Genomic DNA, 22960 nt, shown 5'->3' with positions numbered 1-22960 from the left:
ACTGGCCGGCATGGACATTTCGGCTCCCCCTCATTCGATCACCCTTCCTTTGCAGGCCTTGCACCAATGGCATGTGGAGCTTGAGCGCGCGTTCCGGCAGGCCGCCGAGCCCGGTGCATTGGCGCATCTGGTGGTGGCGTTGACCGCGCTGGCGCCGGTCGAGTCGGTCATGATCAGCCTGGAGCGCAAGAACTGCCCGCCCAGGTTGCTGTATCAGCATGGCATTCCCGAGCAGCACCTGGACGCCATCCTCAATCGCTACTTTTCCGTGGGCTATCTGCTCGATCCGTTTTGCCTGGCGGTGGACAGTGGTCTGGCCCAAGGCTTCTATTCGCTGGCCGAAATCGCTCCGGACGACTTTTTCGACAGCGACTATTACAAGACCTATTACCTGAACCTGGGCTGCACCGAAGACAGTTACTACATCGTCAATCTGGATGAGCAGAGCAAGATTTCGGTCAGCCTGTTCCAGGGCATGGGCGCCAGTTGCTTGAGCGCCGACCAGGTGAATGTGCTGCGCGCCGTGGAGCCGATGGTGCGTCTGTTCATTCGCCAGTGTGGCTACATTGAGACCCTTTCAGCGCAGGGCGAAAGTGCCGCGCAAACGGCATCGACAGCGGTCAACCAGCGCATCCAGGTGGCGATGCAACAGTTCGGCTGTGACGTGCTGACCGAACGCGAGCGCGAGAGTGCGCACATGGTGCTGCGTGGGCACTCGATCAAATCCACCGCCCGGGAAATGGGCATCTCCCCCGAAACCGTGCGCATGCACCGCAAAAACCTGTACTTGAAGCTGGGCATCAACTCGCAGTCGGAGTTGTTTGCGCAGTTTATCGAGTGGTTGCAGAAAGCTTAGCGCTGCTGCGGCGAACGGTTCCTCCCGAGATAAAAGTGCACCTACCCATTTGGAGTATGGTGCCGCTCCCCCAATGGCTAAATAGTAAAGGCGCACGCTTCCTCCAGAAGAAAACACCAAAAGGTGAATAACAATGCGAACTGCGCTAGCCGTCCTTTCCAGTCTTTTGCTTTTCCCCTTGTGCCCGGCGACTCAGGCGGCGGAGGCGGATAACACGCTGCGCATTTACAACTGGTCGGACTACATCGGTGAACACACCCTGGCGGACTTTGAAAAAGCCACCGGCATCAAAGTCATCTACGACACCTTCGATGGTTACGAGACTGTCCAGGCCAAGTTGCTGACCGGCCACTCCGGTTATGACCTGGTGATGCTTAACGCTTCGCTCGTCCCGCCGCTGATCAAGGCGAATGTGTTCCAGCCGCTGGACAAGAAGCAGTTACCGAGTTGGAACAACCTCAATCCCGAGATCGTGCAGAAGTTGCAGACCTACGACCCGGGGCTGGTCTATTCCGCGCCTTACACCTGGGGCAGCAACGGTGTGACCTTCAACGTGAAGATGATCAAGGAACGCATGCCCGATGCGCCGATCGGTTCATTGGCGATGGTCTTCGATCCAAAAGTGGTTTCTAAATTCGCCGATTGCGGCGTGACCTTGCTTGACGCGCCAACCGAAGTCATTCCCCTGGCGTTGCAATACCTGGGACGTGACCCGCAAAGCGTGGCCGCCGACGACCTTAAAGCCGCACAAGACGTGCTGATGGCCGTGCGCCCGTACATCAAGAAGTTTGACTCGGTGAGTTACCTCAACAGTTTGCCCAACGGTGATATTTGCCTGGCCATGACCTGGTCGGGTGACGCCGCTACGGCTCAGGCCCGGGCGAAAGAGGCGGGGCTCAAGACCCAATTGTCGTACTTCGTGCCCAAGGAAGGTTCGCTGATCTGGTTCGATGACTTGTACATCCCGAAAGACTCGACCCACGCGGCGAATGCGCACGCGTTCATCGAGTTCATGTTGCAACCACAGCACATGGCCGACGTCACCAACCTGATTCACTACGCCAACAGCAACTCGGCGGCAACCGCCCTGGTCGACGCGGACGTGCTCGCCACTCCGGCGATCTATCCCGATGACACCACGCGTCAACGCCTGTTTGCGCAAAAGACCCACGACGCCCAGGGCATGCGGGCGATGACCCGGGTGTGGAACAACGTTAAAACCGGCAAGTAGCCAGGGTTGTTGTTCGAAGATGTAACAACTTCCAGCGCCGCCATCTTCCGTTTGCTGAAAAATCCAAAACTAATCAAGTAGTTAAGTCTTGTAACAAGCGTTACACGGCTTTTTGCACGGGATTGCCGCCTTACTGAACACCTGTTTAGTATCGACGGCAGTTCTACACCCGCTGTTCAAAAACAATAAGACGAGGGCCTTTCATGACTTCCCCTTCGACACTGCTAAGCCGGGTTGAAAACGGCATCGCCTGGGTCACGCTCAATCGCCCTGAACAACGCAACGCGTTGGACATTCCGACCCTCAAGGCATTGACCCAACTGCTCGACCGGCAGGACGCCGACCCTGACGTCCGGGTGCTGGTGTTGAGCGGCACGGGCAAGGGCTTCTGCGCCGGCGCCGATGTCGCCGAATGGGCCGACGCCGAAAGCCGCGGCATCCTCGAAACTTACGGCTGGACCGAAACCGCCCATGTCTTGATGAACCGCCTCCACGGTTTCAGCAAACCTACCATCGCCGCCATCAACGGGATCGCCGTCGGTGCGGGGATGGATTTAGCCCTGTCCTGCGATTTTCGCCTGGCGGCGCAATCGGCGCGTTTCAAGGCCGGCTACACCAGCCTGGCCTACTCGCCGGATGCGGGGGCGAGTTGGCATCTGCCGCGCCTGATCGGTATCGAGCAGGCCAAGCGCCTGTTGTTCCTCGATGAAATCTGGAATGCCGATCGCGCATTGGCCACCGGTCTGGTCAGTGAGGTCTGCGCCGATGAGCAGTTGCAAAGCACCGCCACCGAGCTGGCGGCACGGCTGGCCAGCGGCCCGACGTTCGCCTTCATCCAGACCAAAGTCCTGATCCGCGATGGCGCCCAACGCAGCCTCGCCCAACAGCTTGAGGCCGAACAGGCCGCGGGCTTGCTCTGCGGACGCAGCCACGACGGCAGCGAAGCCCTCAAGGCTGCCGTGGAAAAACGCACACCGCATTTCATCGGCCGATAAGCGAACAGAAGGGACTGAGAGCCATGAATTTCCAGCTGACTCAAGAGCAGGACATGTTGGTCGAGGCGGTGCGCCGTTTTGTCGAAAAAGAACTGCTGCCCCACGAAGAAGCCGTCGACCGCGCCGATGCCGTGCCACCGGAACTGGCTGCACAGATTCGCGCCAAGGCCATCGCGGCCGGATTTTACGCCTTCAATATGCCGGAGGAGGTCGGCGGTGGCGGCCTCGATTACCTGTCCCAGGCGCTGATCGAGCGTGAGCTGTCCAAGGTGTCGTGGGCGCTGCACGTGTTTGTCGCGCGGCCGTCGAAGATCCTCATGGCCTGCACCGGCGCACAGATCGAGGACTATCTGTTGCCCTGCGTACGCGGGGAAAAAATCGACTGCTTTGCCCTGACCGAACCGGGCGCCGGCTCCGACGCCAATGCGATCCAGACCCGCGCCGTGCGTGACGGCGATGAGTTCGTGATCAACGGCAGCAAGCATTTCATCAGCCACGCCGGGCATGCGGATTTCGCCATCGTGTTCGCGGTCACCGATACCTATGAACACAACGGCCGCCAACGCAACGCCGTGACGTCGCTCCTGGTGGATCGCGACACGCCGGGAATGACCATCCGCCGTGGGCCCAAATGTGTGAGCAACCGTGGTTATCACACCAGTGAGATCTTCTTCGACGATTGCCGGGTGCCAGCCTCCAAAGTGCTGGGTGAAGTGGGTAAGGGCTGGGACGTGGCCAATGCCTGGCTGACCGCCGGGCGGGTGATGGTGGCGGCCAACTGTGTCGGCCAGGCCCAGCGTGCGCTGGACGTTGCGCTGCAATGGGCGGCGGACCGCAAACAGTTCGGCCACGCCATCGGCACGTATCAGGGCATCTCGTTCAAATTGGCGGACATGGCCACCGAAATCCGCGCCGCCGAGCTGCTGGCGTTGCACGCGGCGTGGAAGATGGACCAGGGCACGATGACGGATGGCGAGGCGGGCATGGCCAAGTTGTTCGCCAGCGAAGTGCTGGGCCGGGCGGCCGATGAGGCAGTGCAGATTTTCGGCGGCATGGGCCTGATGGACGAAGGGCCGGTGGAGCGGATCTGGCGCAACGCACGGATCGAGCGGATCTGGGAAGGCACGTCGGAGATCCAGCGCCACATCATTTCCCGCGAGCTGCTGCGGCCGCTGTTGCGCTGATCGGTCGAGGAGAATCCCATGTCAATCAGAGACAATCTCAAGCGTCTGCTGGCGCCCCGGCATTTGGCGTTCGTGGGCGGGCGCAGCATGGCGCGGGCGTTCAAGCGCTGCGCCGAGGGCGGGTTCCAGGGGCCGATGTGGCTGGTCAATCCGCAACACGAAAGCCTTGAAGGCATCCCTTGTGTGGCCTCGATTGCCGACTTGCCCTGCGGGCCGGATGCGGTGTTTATCGCCACCAACCGTGAACTGACCCTCAGCTGTGTCGCCGACCTCGCTGCCAGGGGCGCGGGCGGGGCGATCTGCTATGCCTCCGGCTTCGCGGAAACCGGCGAGCAAGGACAGGCTCTGCAGGCGCAACTGCTGCAAGCCGCCGGCGACATGGCGCTGCTCGGGCCGAACTGTTATGGCCTGCTCGACTACCTGCACAGCGCCGCGTTGTGGCCCGTCGCCCATGGCGGCAAGGCCGTGGAGAAAGGCGTCGCGGTGCTGACCCAGAGCGGCAACTTCGCCTACAACCTGAGCATGAGCGACCGGTCGCTGCCGTTGGCCTACATGGCGTCGGTGGGCAATCAGGCGCAGTTGGGCGTTGCTGAATTGATGGATGTGCTGCTCGACGAACCTCGGGTCACGGCCATCGGTTTGCACCTTGAAGGCCTGAAGAATGTCCCCGGTTTTGCCCGCGCCGCGCACAAGGCTCTGGAGAAGGGCATTCCGGTGATCGCCCTGAAAACCGGCGTGTCGCAGATCGGCGCCGAACTGGCGTTGAGTCACACCAGCTCCTTGGCCGGTTCCGATGCGCTGTACGACAGTTTGTTCGAGCGTTTGGGCGTGATCCGCGTCAGCGGCCCGGTGAGTTTCGTCGAAACCCTCAAGGCTGCGGCTTGCGGGCGTTTGCCGGCCGGCCCAAGCCTGGCGGCGATGGCGTGTTCCGGTGGCGACGCGGGATTCATCGCTGACTATGCCGAACGCAACGGCCTGAAGCTGCCCAAGTTTGACGATAGCCAGCGCGATGAACTGGCGCAGGTGCTGCCGAGTTACGCCAATCTGGTCAATCCGCTGGACTTCACCACCGCCATCTGGGGCGACCGCGATGCCCTGGAAAACATGCTCGACAGCGTGTTGCGCACGCCTTCCGATGCGGCGCTGCTGGTGCTGGATTATCCGGCCGAATTCACCGGTGAACGCAAGGAATGCGACTTGCTGCTGGAGTTGTATTGCGAGTTGCTGGAACGTCACGGCAAGACCGGTGTGGTGGCGTCGGCGTTCCCCGAATTGCTCCCGGCGGTGGCCCGCGAACGCCTGCATGCCCGTGGCGTGGTGGCGTTGCAAGGCATAGAGGACGGTTTGGCGGCATGGGGGCGGATCGCCGGCTACCAGAAACGTCGTCAGGCGTTACTGGCCAATGGCGAATCGGTGCTGTCACCGATCTGTCCGGATGCGCGGTTGGGCGAGGGATTTTTGCTGGATGAATGGCACTCCAAACAGGCGCTGCGTCCGTTTGGCCTGCCATTGCCCGAGGCGCGGCTGTGCCGTCCTGAACACGCGCTGGAAGAGGCCGGCCAGCTCGGTTATCCGCTGGTCCTCAAGGTGGTCAGCGCCGAGCTGCCGCACAAGACCGAAGCCGGCGGTGTCGCGCTCAATCTGAAAAATCCGGCGGCGTTGACGGCTGCACTGGACACCATGCGCGCCAGTCTCGCCAGGCACGCGCCGGGGCTGGTGTTCGATCAAGTGCTGCTCGAGCGCATGGCGCCGCCGCCCTTGGCTGAATTGATTGTCGGTATCAAGCGCGAAACAGGCTTCGGCCTGGCGCTGGTGATCGGTGCCGGCGGAATTCTGGTGGAGCTGCTCAAGGACAGTCGCAGCCTGTTGCTGCCGACCACCGACCAGGCCATTCACGAGGCGCTGCTGGGCTTGCGCTGTGCGCCGTTGCTCACGGGGTTTCGAGGTGGGCCGGCGGTGGATATGCCGGCGCTGGTCCGGGCGATTCGTGCGGTGGCGGATTACGCCTGCGAGAACGCCGACCGGTTACTGGAGCTGGATGTGAATCCCTTGCTGGTCAATGCCCAAGGTGCCGTGGCGGTGGATGCACTGATCCGCCTGGCGTGAAACTGACTGAATCATAAGGCTGCTTAAATGAATGTTCTGATACTGCACGCCCACCCCGAGCCGCAATCCTTTACCTGCGCCTTGCGCGATCAGGCCGTGCACACCCTGCAAGCCCAGGGTCACGAGGTCCAGGTTTCCGATTTGTACGCAATGAACTGGAACCCGGTAGCCAGTGCCGAGGATTTCTCCGATCGGGACAACCCCGACTACCTGGTGTACGCCCTCGAACAGCGCCTGGGAGTCAAAAGCAAAAGCCTGGCCCCGGACATCCAACAGGAACTGGACAAGTTGCTGTGGGCCGATCTGCTGATCCTTAACTTTCCGATCTTCTGGTTCTCCATGCCGGCCATCCTCAAGGGCTGGATCGACCGGGTGCTGGTGTCCGGCGTCTGCTACGGCGGCAAGCGTTTTTACGACCAGGGTGGGCTGGCGGGCAAGAAAGCGCTGGTCACCGTGACCCTCGGCGGGCGTGAGCACATGTTCGGCGACGGCGCGATTCACGGTCCTCTGGAGGATATGTTGCGGCCGCTGTTGCGCGGCACGCTGGCGTATGTCGGGCTGGATGTGTTGCCGCCGTTCGTGGCGTGGCATGTGCCCTACATCAGCGCCGAGGCTCGCGAACAGTTTCTGGTTGATTACCGGCAGCGGCTGGAACATCTCGATCAGGATTCGCCGCTGGTTTTTCCGCGTCTGGCGCAGTTTGACGAGGCGCTGTATCCGATTCGTTGATTTGAAAAAGGACAGGAGCACCATGGCCGAGGAAGCGCGATTTCTGCGAATGGACCCCGAGCTGCGCAAGGCCAATCTGGTGGCCGCCACGCTGACGTGCCTGAAAAAATACGGATTCGTCGGCACTTCGATCCGCAAGATTTGCGCCGAGGCCGGGGTGTCGGTGGGGTTGATCAGTCATCACTACGCCGGCAAGGATGAACTGGTGGCCGACGCCTATCTGCAGATCACCGGGCAGGTGATGAGCCTGTTGCGCGAGTCGGTCGCGGCCTCGGGCAGTGGTGCGCGACAGCATCTGTCGGCGTTCTTCGAGGCGTCGTTTTCTGCGCGCATGCTCGACCCCGAACTGCTCGAAGCCTGGCTGGCATTCTGGGGTGCGGTGAAAACCGCCGACGCGATCAACCGCGCCCACGATCATAGCTATGGCGAGTACCGGACCATCATGGGCGATGCCCTGATCCTGTTGGCGCAAGAGGAGGGCTGGGACGGTTTCGACAGCGTTCTGGCGGCCATCGGCTTGAGCGCGTTGCTGGATGGTTTGTGGCTGGAATGCGGGCTCAATCCCGACACCTTCACCCCGGCCCAGGGCGTGCAAATCTGCGAAGCGTGGGTCGATGGCCTGCAAATGGGCGGCTATCGGCGTTTTGTCTCGCCTTGTTGATCAACTGTTCAGCAGTCGCTACAGTGCAGTTCTTCGCGCTTCGCAAAAATCCAAAAATCGGCCGTTCGCGGCACGAACAGGAGCCAGGTCATGAAGGTGACGCCGTGCGTGCTGGTGGTGAGTGCAGATCTACAGCTCAGGGAGCCGCTGCAGGCGTTTCTGGCCGGGGAAGGGTATGAGGTTCACTGTGCCGACAGCGCCGGTCAGGCCGATGCTTGCTTGACTCGTTTGCCGGTGGGGCTGGTGTTGCTGGATGCGCATTTGCACAGCAGCAACGCCCTGACCCTGACTCGCCAATGGCGGGAGCGCTCGGAGGTCGGGATTATCCTGGTGGGTGTGCAGGGGGATGACGCCGAGCGTCTCGCCGGCCTGGAATGCGGCGCCGATGATTACCTGACCCAACCCCTGGCCTCACCTGAATTGCTCACCCGTGCGCGCAACCTGCTGCGTCGCGTTCAGCACGCTCAGTTGCTCACACAGCCTGCGGCACATCTCAAGCGTTTTGCCGATTGGACCCTGGACACCGACCGCCGCCGACTCAAGGCCTGCGACGGTCGCGAAACCCTGCTTAGCCATGGCGAATTCCAATTGCTCAGCGTGTTCATGCGCAACAGCGGTCTCACCTTGAGCCGTGACCAGTTGATGGACCAATTACGCAACCGCGAATGGCTGCCCAACGACCGTTCCATTGATGTGCTGGTGGGGCGCCTGCGCCGCAAACTGCATGACGACCCGGCCGAACCTGAGTTGATCATCACCATTCACGGTGCGGGCTACCTGTTTACGGCGGGGACATCGCTGGCGGCGTGAATGTTCGAAGATGTAACAGCTATGGGTCGGTCATCCGTTACAGCCTGATAAATTCGATATAAAACAAATAATTACAGAATAGTCGTGAAGTGTTTTCGCGAGGCAGGAAAAGATTGCCTCTCTGTTGAACGAGTGTTTAGTATCGACGTATTGCTTCATCACTCCAAAACAATAAAACGAGGGCCAGCATGAGCTCCCAATCGATCCGGCAACCTTCTTCCTCGACACTCACCGGCGGCCAGGCGCTGGTGCGTCTGCTGGCCAATTACGGCGTCGATACCGTGTTCGGTATTCCCGGCGTGCACACGTTGGAACTCTATCGAGGCCTGCCCGGCAGTGGCATTCGGCATGTGTTGACGCGCCACGAGCAGGGCGCCGGGTTCATGGCTGACGGTTATGCCCGGGTCAGTGGCAAACCGGGCGTCTGCTTCATCATCACCGGCCCTGGGGTGACCAACGCCGCTACCGCCATCGGTCAGGCCTATGCCGACTCGATTCCGATGCTGGTGATTTCCAGCGTCAACCACACGGCAAGCCTTGGCAAAGGCTGGGGTTGCTTGCATGAAACTCAGGACCAGCGGGCCATCACCGCACCCATCACCGCGTTTTCCGCCGTGGCGTTGAACACTGACGATTTGCCCGAGTTGATCGCCCGCGCCTTTGCCGTGTTCGACAGCGAGCGGCCACGGCCGGTGCATATTTCAGTGCCACTGGATGTGTTGGCCGGGGCGATCAGCCGTGACTGGAGTGCCGACGTGGTGCGACGTCCCGGGCGCGGTCTGCCGCACGCGGATGCACTGGATGACGCGGTCCGACGTCTGCAACAGGCCAGACGGCCCATGATCATCGCGGGCGGTGGTGCCTTGGCGGCAGGTGCCGAATTGCAGGCCTTGAGCGAACGTCTCGCCGCGCCGCTGTTCACCAGTGTCGCCGGCAAGGGGCTGTTGGCGTCGGACGCGCCGTTGCATGCGGGTTCCAGTCTCTGCGTCCAACCCGGTTGGGACCTGATTGCACAAGCGGACGTGGTGCTGGCCGTCGGTACTGAAATGGCCGACACCGATTACTGGCGTGAGCGTTTACCGCTGAGCGGGGAAGTGCTGCGGGTCGATATCGATCCACGTAAGTTCAACGATTTCTATCCGTGTGCCGTCGCCTTGCATGGCGATGCCCGGCAAACCCTCGGCGCCTTGCTGACACGCTTGCCTGCCGAAGCGCGGGATGCCCGTGAAGCTGCGACGGCAGTGGCCAATCTCAAAGCGGCTATCCGCGGTGGTCACGGCGAATTGCAAACAATCCATCAGCACATACTGGACCGCATCGCCGCCGTGATGCCGGCCAACACCTTCATCAGCAGTGACATGACGCAATTGGCCTACACCGGCAACTACGCGTTCGCCAGCCAGGGTATCCGCAGTTGGCTGCATCCCACCGGCTACGGGACCTTGGGTTACGGTTTACCCGCCGGTATCGGCGCGAAGTTCGGCGCACCGCAGCGGCCCGGCCTGGTGCTGGTGGGGGACGGCGGTTTCCTTTACACCGTGCAGGAACTGGCCACCGCTGTCGAAGAACTGGACAGCCCGCTGGTGGTGCTGCTCTGGAACAACGATGCCCTGGGGCAGATTCGCGATGACATGCTCAGCCTGGATATCGAACCGGTGGGGGTACTGCCGCGCAATCCGGATTTCGTACTGTTGGCCAAGGCCTTCGGCTGCACGGTGCACGAGCCGCAAAGCCTCGACGAACTGGAGCGCGACCTGCGCCGCGGTTTCAACCACAACGGCGTAACCCTGATCGAGCTCAAGCACGCCTGTGCTTGCCAATAGACCCTAAAAAACCGTACTGAAAATTGGCTCGACTGTCGTGAAAACGACCTGTTTACGCTGAACGCGCAGCGTCGCGACTTTTCAATTGAACGACTGTTCAGCTTCGACTATGTTGGCTCCACCACCCCCGGTTGGTTGCGGGCTTGCGTTTCTTCCATTCGAACGAGGCACTGGCATGCGGTTTTCACCTTTTGTAGAGCGGATTGCAGGCGACGGCGTAGCGGCCTGGGACATTCACAATGCAGCGTTTGAAGCCCGACGCCGGGGCGAAGACGTGATCATCCTCAGCGTCGGCGACCCGGATTTCCCCACCCCCGATTTCATCACCGACGCCGCGATCCACGCCCTGCGCGAAGGCGACACGCACTACACCGAAATTGCCGGTCGCCAGGCCCTGCGCGACGCCATCGCCGCACGCTACAGCGGGTTGTTCGACCGCGAAGTGAAGGCCTCCAACGTGATCATCGTCGCCGGGGCCCAGAACGCCTTGTTCGCGACCTCGATGTGCCTGCTCAACGTGGGCGACGAAGTGATCGCCCTGGACCCGATGTACGTCACCTACGAGGCGACGCTCAAGGCTTCCGGTGCGACGCTGGTGCGCGTGCCATGCTCGGCGGACGCAGGTTTCCGCCTCGACGCCGCCGTCCTCGCCAAGGCCATCACCCCCAAGACCCGGGCGATTTTCTTCTCCAACCCCAACAACCCCACGGGCGTGGTGCTCAGCCGTGAAGAGCTGCAAGGCATCGCCGATCTGGTGATCGCCCATGACCTGTGGGTGGTGGTGGACGAGGTGTATGAGAGCCTGACCTTCGAACGCGAACACCTCAGCCTGGCGGCCTTGCCCGGCATGGCCGAGCGTTGCGTGGTGATTGGTAGTCTGTCGAAATCCCATGCGATGACTGGCTGGCGCACCGGCTGGATCATCGCCGACGAAGCGATGGTCGCCCATGCGGAAAATCTGGTGCTGAGCATGCTCTACGGCTTGCCGGGTTTTGTCATGGAGGCGGCGCTCAAGGCCGTGGAGGCCCATGAGGAAGTCACCCACGGCATGCGCGAAATCTATCGCCATCGCCGGGATCTGGTGGTGGCTGGCCTGTCGGATTGCCCGGGCATTCGCGTGCTCAACCCCGATGCCGGCATGTTTGTGCTGGTGGATATACGCGAAACCGGGCTGACCTCGCTGGAATTCGCCTGGCGTCTATTGCGTGAAGCAAAGGTATCGGTATTGGACGCCGCCGCATTCGGCGAGCCGGCACAAGGCTTCGTGCGGATCTCGTTCACCCTGGGCGAAGAACGACTGGCCCAGGCTTGCCAGCGCATTCGCGACTTTGTCCTGGTGCTCAAAGGCGAAGCGCCCAGGCCCGTGATCGCCCGTGTCACCCGTGCTGCGACGGCCGCGCCGGTGGCGACCAAGGCCATGATCGAGGTCGATGGCCTGCACAAACGCTTCGGCAATATCGAGGTGCTCAAAGGCGTCTCGCTGACTGCCCGCGAAGGCGATGTGATCTCCCTGATCGGCGCCAGCGGCTCGGGAAAAAGTACCTTGCTGCGCTGCATCAACATGCTCGAAGTGCCGGACCAGGGGCGGATCCTGGTGGACGGCGAAAGCATTCACCTGAATTTCGATCGTCCCGGCGCACCGCTGGTGTCGGACGCCAAGCAACTGGTGCGGATTCGTTCGAGCCTGGGCATGGTGTTCCAGAACTTCAACCTCTGGCCCCATCGCACCGTGCTGGAAAACCTCATCGAAGCGCCGACCCAGGTCCTGCGTGAAAGCCGTGCCGAAGCCATTGAACGGGCCGAAGCCTTGCTGGAACGGGTAGGGCTGGCGGCCAAGCGCAACGAGTACCCGGCGTTTCTCTCCGGGGGACAGCAACAACGGGTCGCCATCGCCCGCGCCCTGGCCATGCGCCCCAAAGTGATGCTGTTCGATGAACCCACCTCGGCACTGGACCCGGAACTGGTCGGGGAAGTGCTGCGGGTGATCCGCTCCCTCGCGGAAGAAGGCCGGACCATGATCCTGGTGACCCATGAGATGGCATTTGCTCGCGATGTGTCGTCCAAAGTCGCCTATCTGCATCAAGGGCTGATCGAGGAAACCGGTTCGCCGGATGAAGTGTTCGTACACCCACGCAGTGAACGTTGCCGGCAGTTCGTCAACGCTCATCAGACTCGCTAACGCACCATAAAAAGACGGGAAAACATCATGGGAAATCGACGTTTGGCAAACTGGTTGACCGGCGTGACCTGCGTATTGCTGGCCGGCATGAGCGCGGCGCAAGCCCAGCCGATCCGGTTCGCAGTGGCGGCTGAACCCTATCCGCCGTACACCGAGAAACAGGCCAACGGTGAGTGGAAAGGCTTTGAAGTCGACCTGATCCACAAGCTGTGCAGCGAAATGAAAGCCGAGTGCGAAATCAAGGAAGTGGCGTGGGACGGGATTATTCCGTCGTTGCTGGCGAAGAAGATCGACGTGATTTTCTCGTCCATGTCCGTGACCGAAGAACGGGAAAAACAGATCGCGTTCAGCAAGGCCTACTACGACTCGGTGATTGCGATCGTCGGCCCGAAGGACGCTTCGGTGAAAAAATATCCGGATGATCTCAAGGGCAAGACCATCGGTGTGCAGAACTCGACGGTGAGTGCGAGTTTCCTGAAAACCTACTACGAAAAAATAGCCGACGTTAAGTATTACGACACCCAGGACTCGGCCAACGCTGACCTCATCGCCGGTCGTATCGACTTGATGATGGCGGACGGCACGGCCATGGCGGCCTTCGTCAAAACCCCGGATGCCAAGGACCTGGCGTACCTCGGTCCGGTGCCCTATGACCCGATCTTCGGCAAAGGCGTGGGCGCCGGTTTGCGCAAGGATGACACCGAACTCAAGGCCAAACTCGACAAGGCCATCACCTCCCTGCTGGCCAGCAAGGATTACGACGACCTGTCCCAGCACTACTTCGGCACCAGCGTGAAACCTGCGTTCTGACGCCAGGGCTGCAAACCCTGACCCTGTAGGAGCGAGGCTTGCCCGCGAAGGGGCCTTTGAAGCCGCCAAAAGCTTCGCGGGCAAGCCTCGCTCCTACAGGGATTGCGGAGACCGGTGATTGCGCTAATTGGAGAGCCAGCAATGTTCGAGTTGATCAATTTCAGCGAAACAGGGTGGGGCGGTGCGCTGCTCAAAGGGCTGTGGATGACCCTGCAGATTTCCGCCGGGGCTTTCCTGCTCGGGCTGGCCATCGGCCTGGTCGTGGCGTGCCTCAAGCTCAACGCGCCGAAACCGATTGCGACGCTGATGCGCAGCTACACCACGCTGTTTCGCGCAGTGCCGGAGCTGTTGCTGATCCTGCTGCTGTACTACGTCGGCTCCATGCTGCTCAACTCGTTGATGGCGCAACTGGGTTACGACGCGGTGAATGTCAGCGGTCCGCTGGCGGCCATCGTGGTACTGGGGTTGGTGCAGGGTGCCTACGCCTCGGAAATTTTCCGGGCGGCGATCCAGGCGATTCCGTTCGGCCAGATCGAAGCGGCGAGGGCGTTTGGCCTGAGCGGGTTCGGCCTGTTCCGGCGCGTCACGCTGCCGATCATGGCGCCGTTTGCGATGGCCGGGATGGCGAACCTGTGGATCAACCTGATCAAGGACAGTGCATTGATCAGCGTGGTCGGCACCAACGAGCTGCTGTACACCGCCAAGCAAGGCGCGGGTTCCACGCGTCATTATCTGTTGTTCTACCTCACGGCCGCGGCGATGTATTACGCGGTGACGTTGGTGTCCAACTACCTGTCGGGACGGCTTGAGCGACGCATTCGTCGCTGGATGCCTTTGGCTGAGTGATTGAAATGATTCCAGCGTGGATAGTTGAATACGCAGCGCTGTTGGGCCGAGGGTTGCAAACGACCGTTACCCTGCTGTTGCTGTCCAGTGTGTTCGGTTTCTTGTTGGCGATCCTGGTGGCGCTGGCGCGGATCTCGAAATACAAGGTGATCGCCAGGGCCAGCCTGTTCTATACCAGCGTGTTTCGCGGCACACCGTTGCTGATCCAGATCTACATCTTCTACTACGGCCTCGGCAGTCTGTTTGCGCAGTTTCCGCTGATTCGCGGCAGCTTCCTCTGGCCCTATTTGCGTGATGGTTATTGGTACATCGTGTTTGCCCTGGTGGTGTCGATGGGCGCCTATGTCGGCGAAGTGATTCGCGGTGGCCTGCTGGCGGTGCCCAAAGGTGAAATGGAAGCCGCCTCGGCCTTTGGCATGACCTCGCGCCAATCCCTGTTGCGGGTGCGCTTGCCCCGTGCGATGCGCCTGCTGTTGCCGACATTGGCCGGGGAGACCGTGATGCTGCTCAAGTCCACGGCACTGGCCTCCACCATTGCGGTGATCGACCTGTTGGGCGCGGCCAACGTAGTGCGGGCGCAGACCCTGCAAGTGTATGAACCGTTGCTGTTGGTGGCCGGCGTCTACGTTTGCCTGACCTTCCTGATCGAGGCGCTGTTTGCCTTTGTTGAACGGCGCGGGACGCCGGTGCGCAGGCCGATGTAATGAGTACGCCAAAGATCGTCGACCGCTCGCTGCAGGGCATTGGCCTGTGCACCTTGGGCTATGCGTTCCTGGCGTTGCAGGACGCGGGCATCAAGTGGCTGGTGGCCGATTATTCGGTGGTCACCATTCTGTTCTGGCGCAGCCTCGTCGTAGTGGTTGCCTGTTTGCTGGCGGGGCGCGTTCGGCTGGTCCGGCGGGCCTGGCATTCGCCGAGCCGACGCTTGCTGGTGGTGCGCGGTTTGCTGTCGATTGTGGCTTGGCTGCTGTACTACACCGCAGCCCGAGACCTGACCCTGGCAGAAATGACCACGCTGTATTTTTCGGCGCCGATCATGGTCACGGTGCTGGCCGCGATGATCCTCAAGGAGCGCGCCAGTGGCTGGCAATGGTTCAGCCTGGTCATCGGTTTTGTTGGCGTGATCATCGCCTGTCGCCCGAGCAACATCGCCGATCCCTTGCCGATCATCCTCACGCTGCTAGCGGCGATGTGTTGGGCGTTCACCTACATCCAGCTACGGCAGGTGGACGATCAGACCTCAGTGTTGGAGCAGATGCTGATCACCAACGTGGTGTTTGTGATCTGCATGGCGGTGGCGCTGCCCTGGACCTACACCCCGGCGCCGACACCGGCCTGGCTGGGCATGCTGGCGGCCGGGCTGGTGGGGGGTATCGGTCAGTTTCTGCTGTTTGCCAGTTTCCAGCGTGCGACCGCGACTTTGCTGGCGCCGTTCGAGTACACCGGGCTGATCTGGGCGTTCGCGCTCTCGAACCTGATCTGGGGCACGTTGATGGATGTTTCGCTGATGATCGGTGCCGGACTGATTGCCGTCAGCGGCACCCTGGCCATGATTTTCGGGCGTCACCCCTCACACGACGTCGTCGGTGCTGAATGCTCCGTGACGCAGCCCCTTTATCCAGCAACGACAGATATGGAGGCCGTTGGCGGGGCTGAAGGTTTCGGGGTTCAAGCACCACTCGATCCAGAGTCCGTCGAGCATCGCCGATAAGCCAATGGCCGCCAGACGCGTGTCGTGGATCAGGAAACCCTCGCTGGCCGCCAGATCATCCAGCAGTTGGCGCAGCAGTTCGAGGTAGTCGCGGTAGCTTTTTTCGTGGGTCTGGCTGACGTGTTCCGAGTGCCGGATCAGGCTCCAGAACACCACCCAGACGCCAAGCAGTTGCGGGTCCATGACCCGGGGTGAAAACGAGCCGACGAGGAAAGTGTCCATTTTTGCGGCCGGGGTGTCGGCCTGCTGGATTTCCTGGCGCAGGGCAGTGGTCAGTTCGCTGGCGAGGGTCTGGTAAGTGTCAGCAATCAACGCATCAATGCTGCCGAAATGGTGATTGAGCAGGCCGACAGACACCCCGGCCTCGGTTGCGATCCGGCGCACGGAAATGCCGGCGTGGCCGTCGCGGGCCAGGCAACGCAGGGTGGCGGCAATCAGCAGTTCGCGGCGTGCGTCGGGTTCAACGCGACGAAATTTTGGAGCGTCGGTGGTCACAAGCGAATCCTTGGGTGCGGTGCCTGGTGGCGAGCTTAGTTGAACGTGCGTTCAAGTTCCAGCGTCGGCGGTGACAAAACCACGTTTTTAACGAGTCATGACGGGAGGGCAAGCAGATGGCGCAGGATATTTCCTTCAGTGTTCGCAACAACAACGGCGACCCGGTGCAGGTCGGCGCCTGGCGTTTTGAGGGTGATGGCAGCGGACCCGCCGTGCACTTGCAAGCGGGGGTTCACGCCGATGAAATCGCCGGGATGCTGGTCTTGCATCGGCTGATGCAACGGCTACACATCGCCGAGACCGAGGGGCGCCTCAAAAGCCGTGTGACGGTCGTGCCCCAGGCCAATCCCCTGGGCATCGGGCAGTTTCGCCAAGGGCGGATTCTGGGGCGCTTCCATGATGCGACGGGGCACAACTTCAACCGTTCGTTTGACCTGTCGGCAGCGCTGGAACGGCCCTCGACCAACGTCCAGGAATGGCAAAAAAGCCTGGTGCAATTGGCAGCCACGGCAGACGTGATGCTCGATTTGCACACCGATGACGAGGCCCTGCCATACCTCTACGTGCACCGCGCCTTCTGGCCCCGTGGCCGTGAACTGGCGGCGGCGATGAAAATGGAGGTGGCGATCATCTGGGACGAGGGCGGCGATGGCTCCTTCGAAGAAACCATCATCGCGCCCTGGCTGCGCGACGACATCACCGACCGGAAGATGGCCGCGACCCTTGAGCTACGGGGGCAGGGCGATGTCGACGATCTCCTCGCCGAACAGGATGCACAAGGGCTGTACGCCTGGCTTTGCGGCATCGGGGCCATCGATGAAGCGCTGACGTGGGACGATTGGCCCGTCGAAACCATGGAGATGAGCCACATGGAAACCCACCTCGCACCGCAGCCCGGGGTGCTGATTTTTGAAAAGCAATTGGGCGAGTTCGTCGAAGCCGGGCAACGCTTTGCGCGAATCCTGCAACGACCCGGCGATCCAGCCTCTGAAGTGGTGCTGTATGCCGAGCAGGCCGGGCGGATGGTGACGCGCTATCGGGATCGGTTGGTGTCCCAGGGCATGGTCGTGGCCAAATTCACTGGCAGCCGGGTATCGCGCCATTGGAGCGGGGGCTTGCTGGACCCCAATTGAGTGGCGGAACACAAGGCAGGTCTGACTGTGCTGGATCGTAGTGCCGATCGCTCATTAATGCCCGGGCATTGGACTGCTTGGGCGTTTTACATCGGGTTTGCGCCTGACAGAATCAGGGCTCGCCACGCTCGGTTGAGACAGCCGAGGTGTACGCAGTAACACACTGATGTCCTCTGCACTGACCGCTCTGCTGAAAAAGTGGCCCTGAATTTCATCGCAGCCGTTTTCGCGCAGGAAGATTTGTTGCTCTTCGGTTTCGACACCTTCGGCAATGACCTTGAGGTTCAGTTTGTGTCCCAACGAAATCACCGCAGTGGCGATGGCTTTGTCATTTTCGTTGTCGGGCAGATCGCGCACGAAGGACTGGTCGATCTTGAGTCTCGCGATCGGGAAGCTTTTCAACGCGGCGAGGCTGGAGTAGCCCGTACCGAAGTCGTCGATCGAGAGACTGATCCCCATCGTTTGCAGTTCTTTCATTTTGCTGATGGCTTGTTGAAGGTCTTGCATGATCAGGCTTTCGGTCAGCTCAAGTTCAAGGTACATCGGGTCCAGTCCGGTTTCTTGCAAGGCATGCCGGACCCGGTCGATCAGGTCCCTTTCGATGAACTGACGTGCTGAAATATTCACCGACATGGTGATCGGCCGGCAGCCCGCATCCTGCCACGCCTTGTTCTGTCTGCAGGCGGTATGAATCACCCAGTCGCCGATGGGCACAATCAACCCGGTCTCTTCGGCCTGCGAAATGAATTTGATCGGAGACACCATGCCAAGCTCGGGGTGCTGCCAGCGGATCAGTGCCTCTACACCGATAATCTGACCCGATTGCAAATCCACCTGTGGCTGGTACAGCAGCAGAAATTCGTCATGGTTGAGTGCTTTTCGAAGCCCGTCCTGCATGGCGAGCTTGCCCTGAACCTTGTTATTCATCTCGCTCGTATAGAACTGGTAACTGTTGCGACCCAATTCCTTGGCCCGGTACATGGCGGCGTCCGCGTTGCTGAGCAACGTGTCGGTGTCGCTGCCGTCGGCCGGGAAGGTGGCCAGCCCCATGCTGCAGGTGACGTGGAGTGTGTGTCCGCTGAGTTGAATCGGCCGCAGGATGGCTTCCTGGATTTTGTGCAGGGCGGGAGTCACGCCGTCCAAGTCTGAAGGCTGGTCGAACAGGATGATCACAAACTCGTCGCCACCCAGTCGCACGACGGTGTCGGTGCGGCGTACACACTCCAGCATGCGCCGGGCGACGGTTTTCAGCAGTTCGTCACCAGCACTATGACCAAGGCTGTCATTCACCAGTTTGAATTTATCCAGATCGAGAAACACCACCGTCACCAGGCGGTTGTAACGCTGAGCGTAAAGTATTGCCTGCTTGAGGCGGTCTTCGAGCAGTGTGCGATTCGGCAGCCCGGTCAGTGCATCATGGTCGCCCATATAGCGAATGCGCTTTTCGGTCAGTTCGCGTTCTATCGCAATGCCGGCAAGCGGTGTCGCCATGTCGATCAGTCGCGTCTCGGCCGCGCTCGGGCTGCGTACGGTGTTGGAATACAAGGCAAACGTACCCAGCACCTTTCGCTCATGGGACAGAATGGGCGTCGACCAGCAAGCACGAAATCCATAGGGCGCAACAATCGAACGGTATGCTTCCCACAGCGGATCCTGCTCGATATCCGTCACGATGACCGGTTCTCGCCGATACACCGCGGTGCCGCATGAACCGACGTTCGGACCGATCGCAATCCCGTCGATCAGTTGGTTATAGGTTTTCGGCAAACTGGGCGCCGCCCCGTGCAGCAGGTGCGTGCCATCCTCATCCAGCACCAGGATGGACACCATCAGCCCCTCCAGTTGGGATTCGACCAAGTGAGCCAGGCTGTCGAGGACTTCTGTCAGCTCGGTGCTCCTGGCGATCAGCTCCAGGACACGACCCTGTCCGGCGCGGATGATGGCTTCTTGCTCTAGTCGGCTGTTCTGCACGGCGAGCCGCTCTGTGGCGATACTCAGTTGAACCGTTCGTTTTTCCAGCTGAAGTCGGTCGGTAAGGAACTGATTCACCGCCCGAGCCATGTTGCCGATCTCGTCCTGCCCATGTTCGGCCATCATCAAATGCGTTTTGTCAGTGTGCTTCTGGCGCAATTGCCGGCTTATTTCATTCAGGCGCACGAGCACATGCCGGCCCATGAAGACCCGGGTCACGAACCAGGCGAACACCAGGCTGGCACCCAACATAATCAGCACCCATTGCTGGCTGCGATTCGAGGCCTCGACCAGGCGCTGCACGGCTTCGCGATAGTCTTCGGTGTAGGCACTGGATTGCGCTCGGGCCACCGCGACCAGAACCCCGGCCTCATTCTTCAATTCTTCATTGAAGCGCTGGATGACGTTTTGCTGATTGATGAGCCTCAGGCGAAGGGCGAAGAGATCGGGCGTCTGCGCATCAGCGTCGGATAGCTTGCCCGCAGTCTGTGACAGGCGCTCATATCGGGTCTGCAGCCGCTGCACGGCATCACTGTCAACCGCCTGGGGCAAATCGAAAATTAACACCGCCAGTTCCAGGCTGGCCTGGTTCTGGGTCGCGGTTAACCGGGCGGTGTGATCCGTCAGGGTTTGCTCAAAGGTAACCTCGGTTTGCAGCAGGCTTTCTCGAAGCTGTGCAACGATGTTGGCGGTACTGCGGAACATCTGGCTCGACTGATACATGTCAAGTATCGCCACGCCACTGTTCGCGGCAGTTAGCTGCTGCACCAGGTGATCAAGGGCTTCAAGCTGTTCGACGGTCGCCGCATAGCTTGAGCGCAGGGCGTCGGGGGAGCGGGTTGTCAAAAGCTGATCGGTCTGGCGTTCGATCAGCAAGGTACGCTGCAGCATGTCTTGCCCGTTTTGCATGCGCACCAGTCGCTCATCCGTCAGTTGGCGGGTAGCGCTGTTTGACGCTCGCAACGCATAGACCGCCGTTGCACCACCCGCCAGGATCAGCAGCGCCAGCGTCAGAAACGCCAGGGTGAACTGTGCGCGTAGCGATTGCGGCAATAGCCAGCGTCCGAGTCGGGAGGTGACGTCCACTGTCAGGGATTCCATTGGTGGCGGTAGATGTCTCGGTAGCCATTGTCAGGGTCGTACTGGAATTTCTCCCCGCCGTCGAAGGCAATGTTGTCGGCGTCGACCAGGTGAATCGGCGCGACGAAGCCGCTCACCGGCTGACCTGCAAACAGGCGATTTAATTCGTCCATCACTTGCCAACCATGCAGATTGAGCGGCTCGGCCACGGTGACGGTCTGGTAGGTTTTTGCCTGTATGCGCAAGAAAGCCGACGCGCTGCCATCACCGGCAGACAACAGACTGATGGCGTCACTGGGTACGGCGGCGTTGGTCAATGAGGCAATCGAGTAGTCGAAATAGATATCGTTGATGGCCAGCGCGTGGGTCCAGCGCGTGCCATAGCGCTGAAGCAATTCCTTGGTGATCGCCGGCATCTTCTCGCTACTTTCAGAGATCGCGACATCGCGCACTTCCAGTAACGTACATGCCTGACAGGCCCGAATGACGTTTTCCATGGCCTTGGCTTTCGCCATGGCGATGCTGTACTTGGAATCAGTCAGGATGACCACGCCAGCGTGTCCATTTGATTGCGCCACTGCCGCCATGGCCGTGAGGCGCGCTACTTCGAGTGGGTCGGTCGTGACGTTCATGGCCACTGGCGTGCCGTCAATCGGCCCGGGGCGAGCCCCGGCGTGCCAGCCAACCACCGGGACCTCCCTGTTGGCAAAGAGCATCAGCGCCGCATTGTTCTCAAGGGCATCGGAGCCGCACAGAATAAGGCCGTCCGGTTTCGCGGCCAGCGCGTCGGAAAAGGCCTTTGCACGCCCGGCCGATGATCCAGCGCCATCAAATATCTTCAGCGTCCAGCCCATCGCCTTGGCGGCCTCGCGAGCGCCCTGGGCGACACCGACAATTCCGCCATTACGCAAATCTTCGGCGACAAAGGCGATGCTCTTGCCCCGCTGAGCTTGCGGGCCGGACTCAGGGCCGCTCCAGCGCACGGCGCCGAGGGTGGCCCTGGAAACGATTTCCTGCGCTTGAATCACCGTAACCGTGGCGTTTTCGCCACCCGCTGCGGTTGGCAGGTTCTGGCCGTATCCGGGGGTTGCCGTGAAAAGACACAAAACCGTAATTGAGGCCATCCGGAGTCGCCATGGCTTGATCAAGCATATTTGATCGCCCCATAGAATGCCGGGTCTGGAACCGATGGCGCGATCATAGGCTGGCATAGCGTCCCTTTTTGCCAAGAGTGCAGCGTTCACTGTCCGAAAGAATAGTCGGTTCTGCTGTTATCAGGGCTTTTGTGGGGAAGTGCGCGAACTTTAGCCCTGAAAATCCGGGAAAGGGGCTGATTTGCATCCAGGGCGTCACGCCAGACGGCAGTGATTTCACCAAACCCCAGAAACGAAAAAGCCCTGAATAATCAGGGCTCTAACGTACTAAAGATGGCGGAGGCGATGGGATTCGAACTCATGGACCTGTTACAGTCGACGGTTTTCAAGACCGTTGCCTTAAACCACTCGGCCACACCTCCGTTTGCGTTGCGGGCGCCATAATACCTGAATGAAACACACTGTCAAACTCTCTGCATAGCTTGTTACAGAGCGTCTGTTATGATCTTTGCAACTGAACGTATCAAACCAACAGGAGTATCGCTATGCGCGAACAGGATTACGCAGTTAATAACAGCGTGCAGGCTGAGCAGCTAGAGGTTAGCCGCGTCCTGCGCAACACGTACGGCTTGCTCGCCCTTACGCTCGCATTCAGCGGCGTGATGGCGTTTGTTGCTCAGCAGATGCGTGTCGGCTACCCGAACGTCTTTGTGGTGCTGATCGGCTTCTATGGCCTTTTCTTCCTGACCAACAAACTCCGTGACTCGGCGTGGGGTCTGGTGTCTGCTTTTGCCCTGACCGGTTTCATGGGTTTCCTGCTCGGCCCGATCCTTAACCGTTACCTGGGCATGCAGGGCGGCGCTGAAGTGGTCAGTTCCGCATTTGCGATGACAGCGCTGGTGTTCGGTGGTCTGTCTGCCTACGTGCTGATTACCCGCAAGGACATGAGCTTCCTCGGTGGTTTCATCACCGCCGGGTTCTTCGTGTTGCTGGGTGCGACGCTGGCAAGCATTTTCTTCCAGATCAGCGGCTTGCAATTGGCGATCAGCGCAGGTTTTGTGCTGTTCTCCTCGGTCTGCATTCTGTTCCAGACCAGCGCCATCATTCATGGCGGCGAGCGTAACTACATCATGGCGACCATCAGCCTGTATGTATCGATCTACAACCTGTTCATCAGCTTGTTGCAACTCTTCGGCATCATGAGCCGCGACGATTGATCGTAAATCACGAGTAATAAAAAACCCGC

Annotated in this window: 18 protein-coding genes, 1 tRNA gene and 1 pseudogene; 16 read left to right on the top strand and 4 right to left on the bottom strand. The window is 60.5% G+C overall.

Features of this window, described 5'->3' with window-relative positions:
* Positions 1-10 precede the first annotated feature (10 nt).
* The 14 genes from BK665_RS17580 to BK665_RS34865 all read left to right on the top strand — a co-directional run bounded on the left by BK665_RS17580 (position 11) and on the right by BK665_RS34865 (position 15941).
* Entirely contained in the window at positions 11-856 is an 846-nt protein-coding gene (locus BK665_RS17580) for a helix-turn-helix transcriptional regulator (RefSeq protein WP_259699617.1), read from the top strand.
* A gap of 133 nt (positions 857-989) precedes the next feature.
* Positions 990-2087: a polyamine ABC transporter substrate-binding protein gene (locus BK665_RS17575; RefSeq protein ID WP_123407637.1), complete on the top strand. Its 1098-nt coding sequence runs from the start codon at positions 990-992 to the stop codon at positions 2085-2087.
* 203 nt (positions 2088-2290) lie between these two features.
* Positions 2291-3082, top strand: coding sequence for an enoyl-CoA hydratase/isomerase family protein (locus BK665_RS17570; RefSeq protein WP_123407635.1), 792 nt, complete (start codon positions 2291-2293; stop codon positions 3080-3082).
* Positions 3083-3105: 23 nt separating this feature from the next.
* A complete protein-coding gene (locus tag BK665_RS17565; protein ID WP_123407633.1) occupies positions 3106-4266 on the top strand; it encodes an acyl-CoA dehydrogenase family protein in 1161 nt (386 codons plus the stop codon).
* Between the two features lie 18 nt (positions 4267-4284).
* Positions 4285-6372, top strand: coding sequence for an acetate--CoA ligase family protein (locus BK665_RS17560; RefSeq protein WP_123407631.1), 2088 nt, complete (start codon positions 4285-4287; stop codon positions 6370-6372).
* A 27-nt stretch (positions 6373-6399) separates the two neighbouring features.
* Positions 6400-7101, top strand: a complete 702-nt coding sequence (locus BK665_RS17555) for an NAD(P)H-dependent oxidoreductase (protein ID WP_123407629.1) — start codon at positions 6400-6402, stop codon at positions 7099-7101.
* A gap of 22 nt (positions 7102-7123) precedes the next feature.
* Positions 7124-7762: a TetR family transcriptional regulator C-terminal domain-containing protein gene (locus BK665_RS17550; protein ID WP_123407627.1), complete on the top strand. Its 639-nt coding sequence runs from the start codon at positions 7124-7126 to the stop codon at positions 7760-7762.
* 96 nt (positions 7763-7858) lie between these two features.
* Positions 7859-8572 carry a response regulator transcription factor gene (locus tag BK665_RS17545; RefSeq protein ID WP_123407705.1) on the top strand — a complete coding sequence of 238 codons (714 nt, stop codon included), beginning with the start codon at positions 7859-7861 and terminating at the stop codon, positions 8570-8572.
* Positions 8573-8760: 188 nt separating this feature from the next.
* On the top strand, positions 8761-10395 hold the full coding sequence (locus BK665_RS17540) for a 5-guanidino-2-oxopentanoate decarboxylase (RefSeq protein WP_123407625.1): 1635 nt from the start codon (positions 8761-8763) through the stop codon (positions 10393-10395).
* Between the two features lie 175 nt (positions 10396-10570).
* Positions 10571-12574, top strand: a complete 2004-nt coding sequence (locus BK665_RS35190) for an aminotransferase class I/II-fold pyridoxal phosphate-dependent enzyme (protein ID WP_123407623.1) — start codon at positions 10571-10573, stop codon at positions 12572-12574.
* A gap of 27 nt (positions 12575-12601) precedes the next feature.
* Entirely contained in the window at positions 12602-13384 is a 783-nt protein-coding gene (locus BK665_RS17530; protein ID WP_123407621.1) for a transporter substrate-binding domain-containing protein, read from the top strand.
* A 141-nt stretch (positions 13385-13525) separates the two neighbouring features.
* Complete coding sequence (locus tag BK665_RS17525) at positions 13526-14230, top strand: ABC transporter permease (RefSeq protein ID WP_123407619.1); 705 nt, start codon at positions 13526-13528, stop codon at positions 14228-14230.
* A 5-nt stretch (positions 14231-14235) separates the two neighbouring features.
* Positions 14236-14934, top strand: a complete 699-nt coding sequence (locus BK665_RS17520; protein WP_123407703.1) for an ABC transporter permease — start codon at positions 14236-14238, stop codon at positions 14932-14934.
* Entirely contained in the window at positions 14934-15941 is a 1008-nt protein-coding gene (locus BK665_RS34865) for a DMT family transporter (protein WP_123407617.1), read from the top strand. The genes BK665_RS17520 and BK665_RS34865 overlap by 1 nt, the downstream gene beginning before the upstream one ends.
* Here the strand turns inward: BK665_RS34865 and BK665_RS17510 are convergent.
* Positions 15897-16325, bottom strand: a pseudogene (locus BK665_RS17510) (TetR family transcriptional regulator C-terminal domain-containing protein); the annotation flags it as partial. The gene BK665_RS34865 and the pseudogene BK665_RS17510 sit on opposite strands and share 45 nt — an antisense overlap.
* A gap of 227 nt (positions 16326-16552) precedes the next feature.
* On the opposite strand from BK665_RS17510, the gene BK665_RS17505 reads away from it, so the two are divergent.
* Positions 16553-17569, top strand: a complete 1017-nt coding sequence (locus BK665_RS17505; RefSeq protein WP_123407613.1) for a M14 family metallopeptidase — start codon at positions 16553-16555, stop codon at positions 17567-17569.
* Between the two features lie 54 nt (positions 17570-17623).
* Here the strand turns inward: BK665_RS17505 and BK665_RS17500 are convergent, their stop codons facing one another.
* The 3 genes from BK665_RS17500 to BK665_RS17490 form a co-directional block, all read right to left on the bottom strand.
* Positions 17624-20641 (bottom strand): EAL domain-containing protein, encoded by a 3018-nt coding sequence (locus BK665_RS17500; protein ID WP_123407611.1) that lies wholly within the window; start codon positions 20639-20641, stop codon positions 17624-17626.
* Positions 20629-21648: a substrate-binding domain-containing protein gene (locus BK665_RS17495; RefSeq protein ID WP_123407701.1), complete on the bottom strand. Its 1020-nt coding sequence runs from the start codon at positions 21646-21648 to the stop codon at positions 20629-20631. The genes BK665_RS17500 and BK665_RS17495 overlap by 13 nt, the downstream gene beginning before the upstream one ends.
* 400 nt (positions 21649-22048) lie before the next feature.
* Positions 22049-22136, bottom strand: a tRNA-Ser gene (locus BK665_RS17490).
* Positions 22137-22259: 123 nt separating this feature from the next.
* On the opposite strand from BK665_RS17490, the gene BK665_RS17485 reads away from it, so the two are divergent.
* Entirely contained in the window at positions 22260-22931 is a 672-nt protein-coding gene (locus BK665_RS17485; RefSeq protein ID WP_123407609.1) for a Bax inhibitor-1/YccA family protein, read from the top strand.
* Positions 22932-22960 lie beyond the last annotated feature (29 nt).

Origin of the sequence: Pseudomonas frederiksbergensis (genome assembly GCF_003732665.1) — a bacterium.
Classification (GTDB): Bacteria; Pseudomonadota; Gammaproteobacteria; order Pseudomonadales; family Pseudomonadaceae; genus Aquipseudomonas; species Aquipseudomonas frederiksbergensis_G.
Note: the sequence above shows the minus strand (reverse complement) of the source record. Positions and strands in the feature narration are given on the sequence as shown.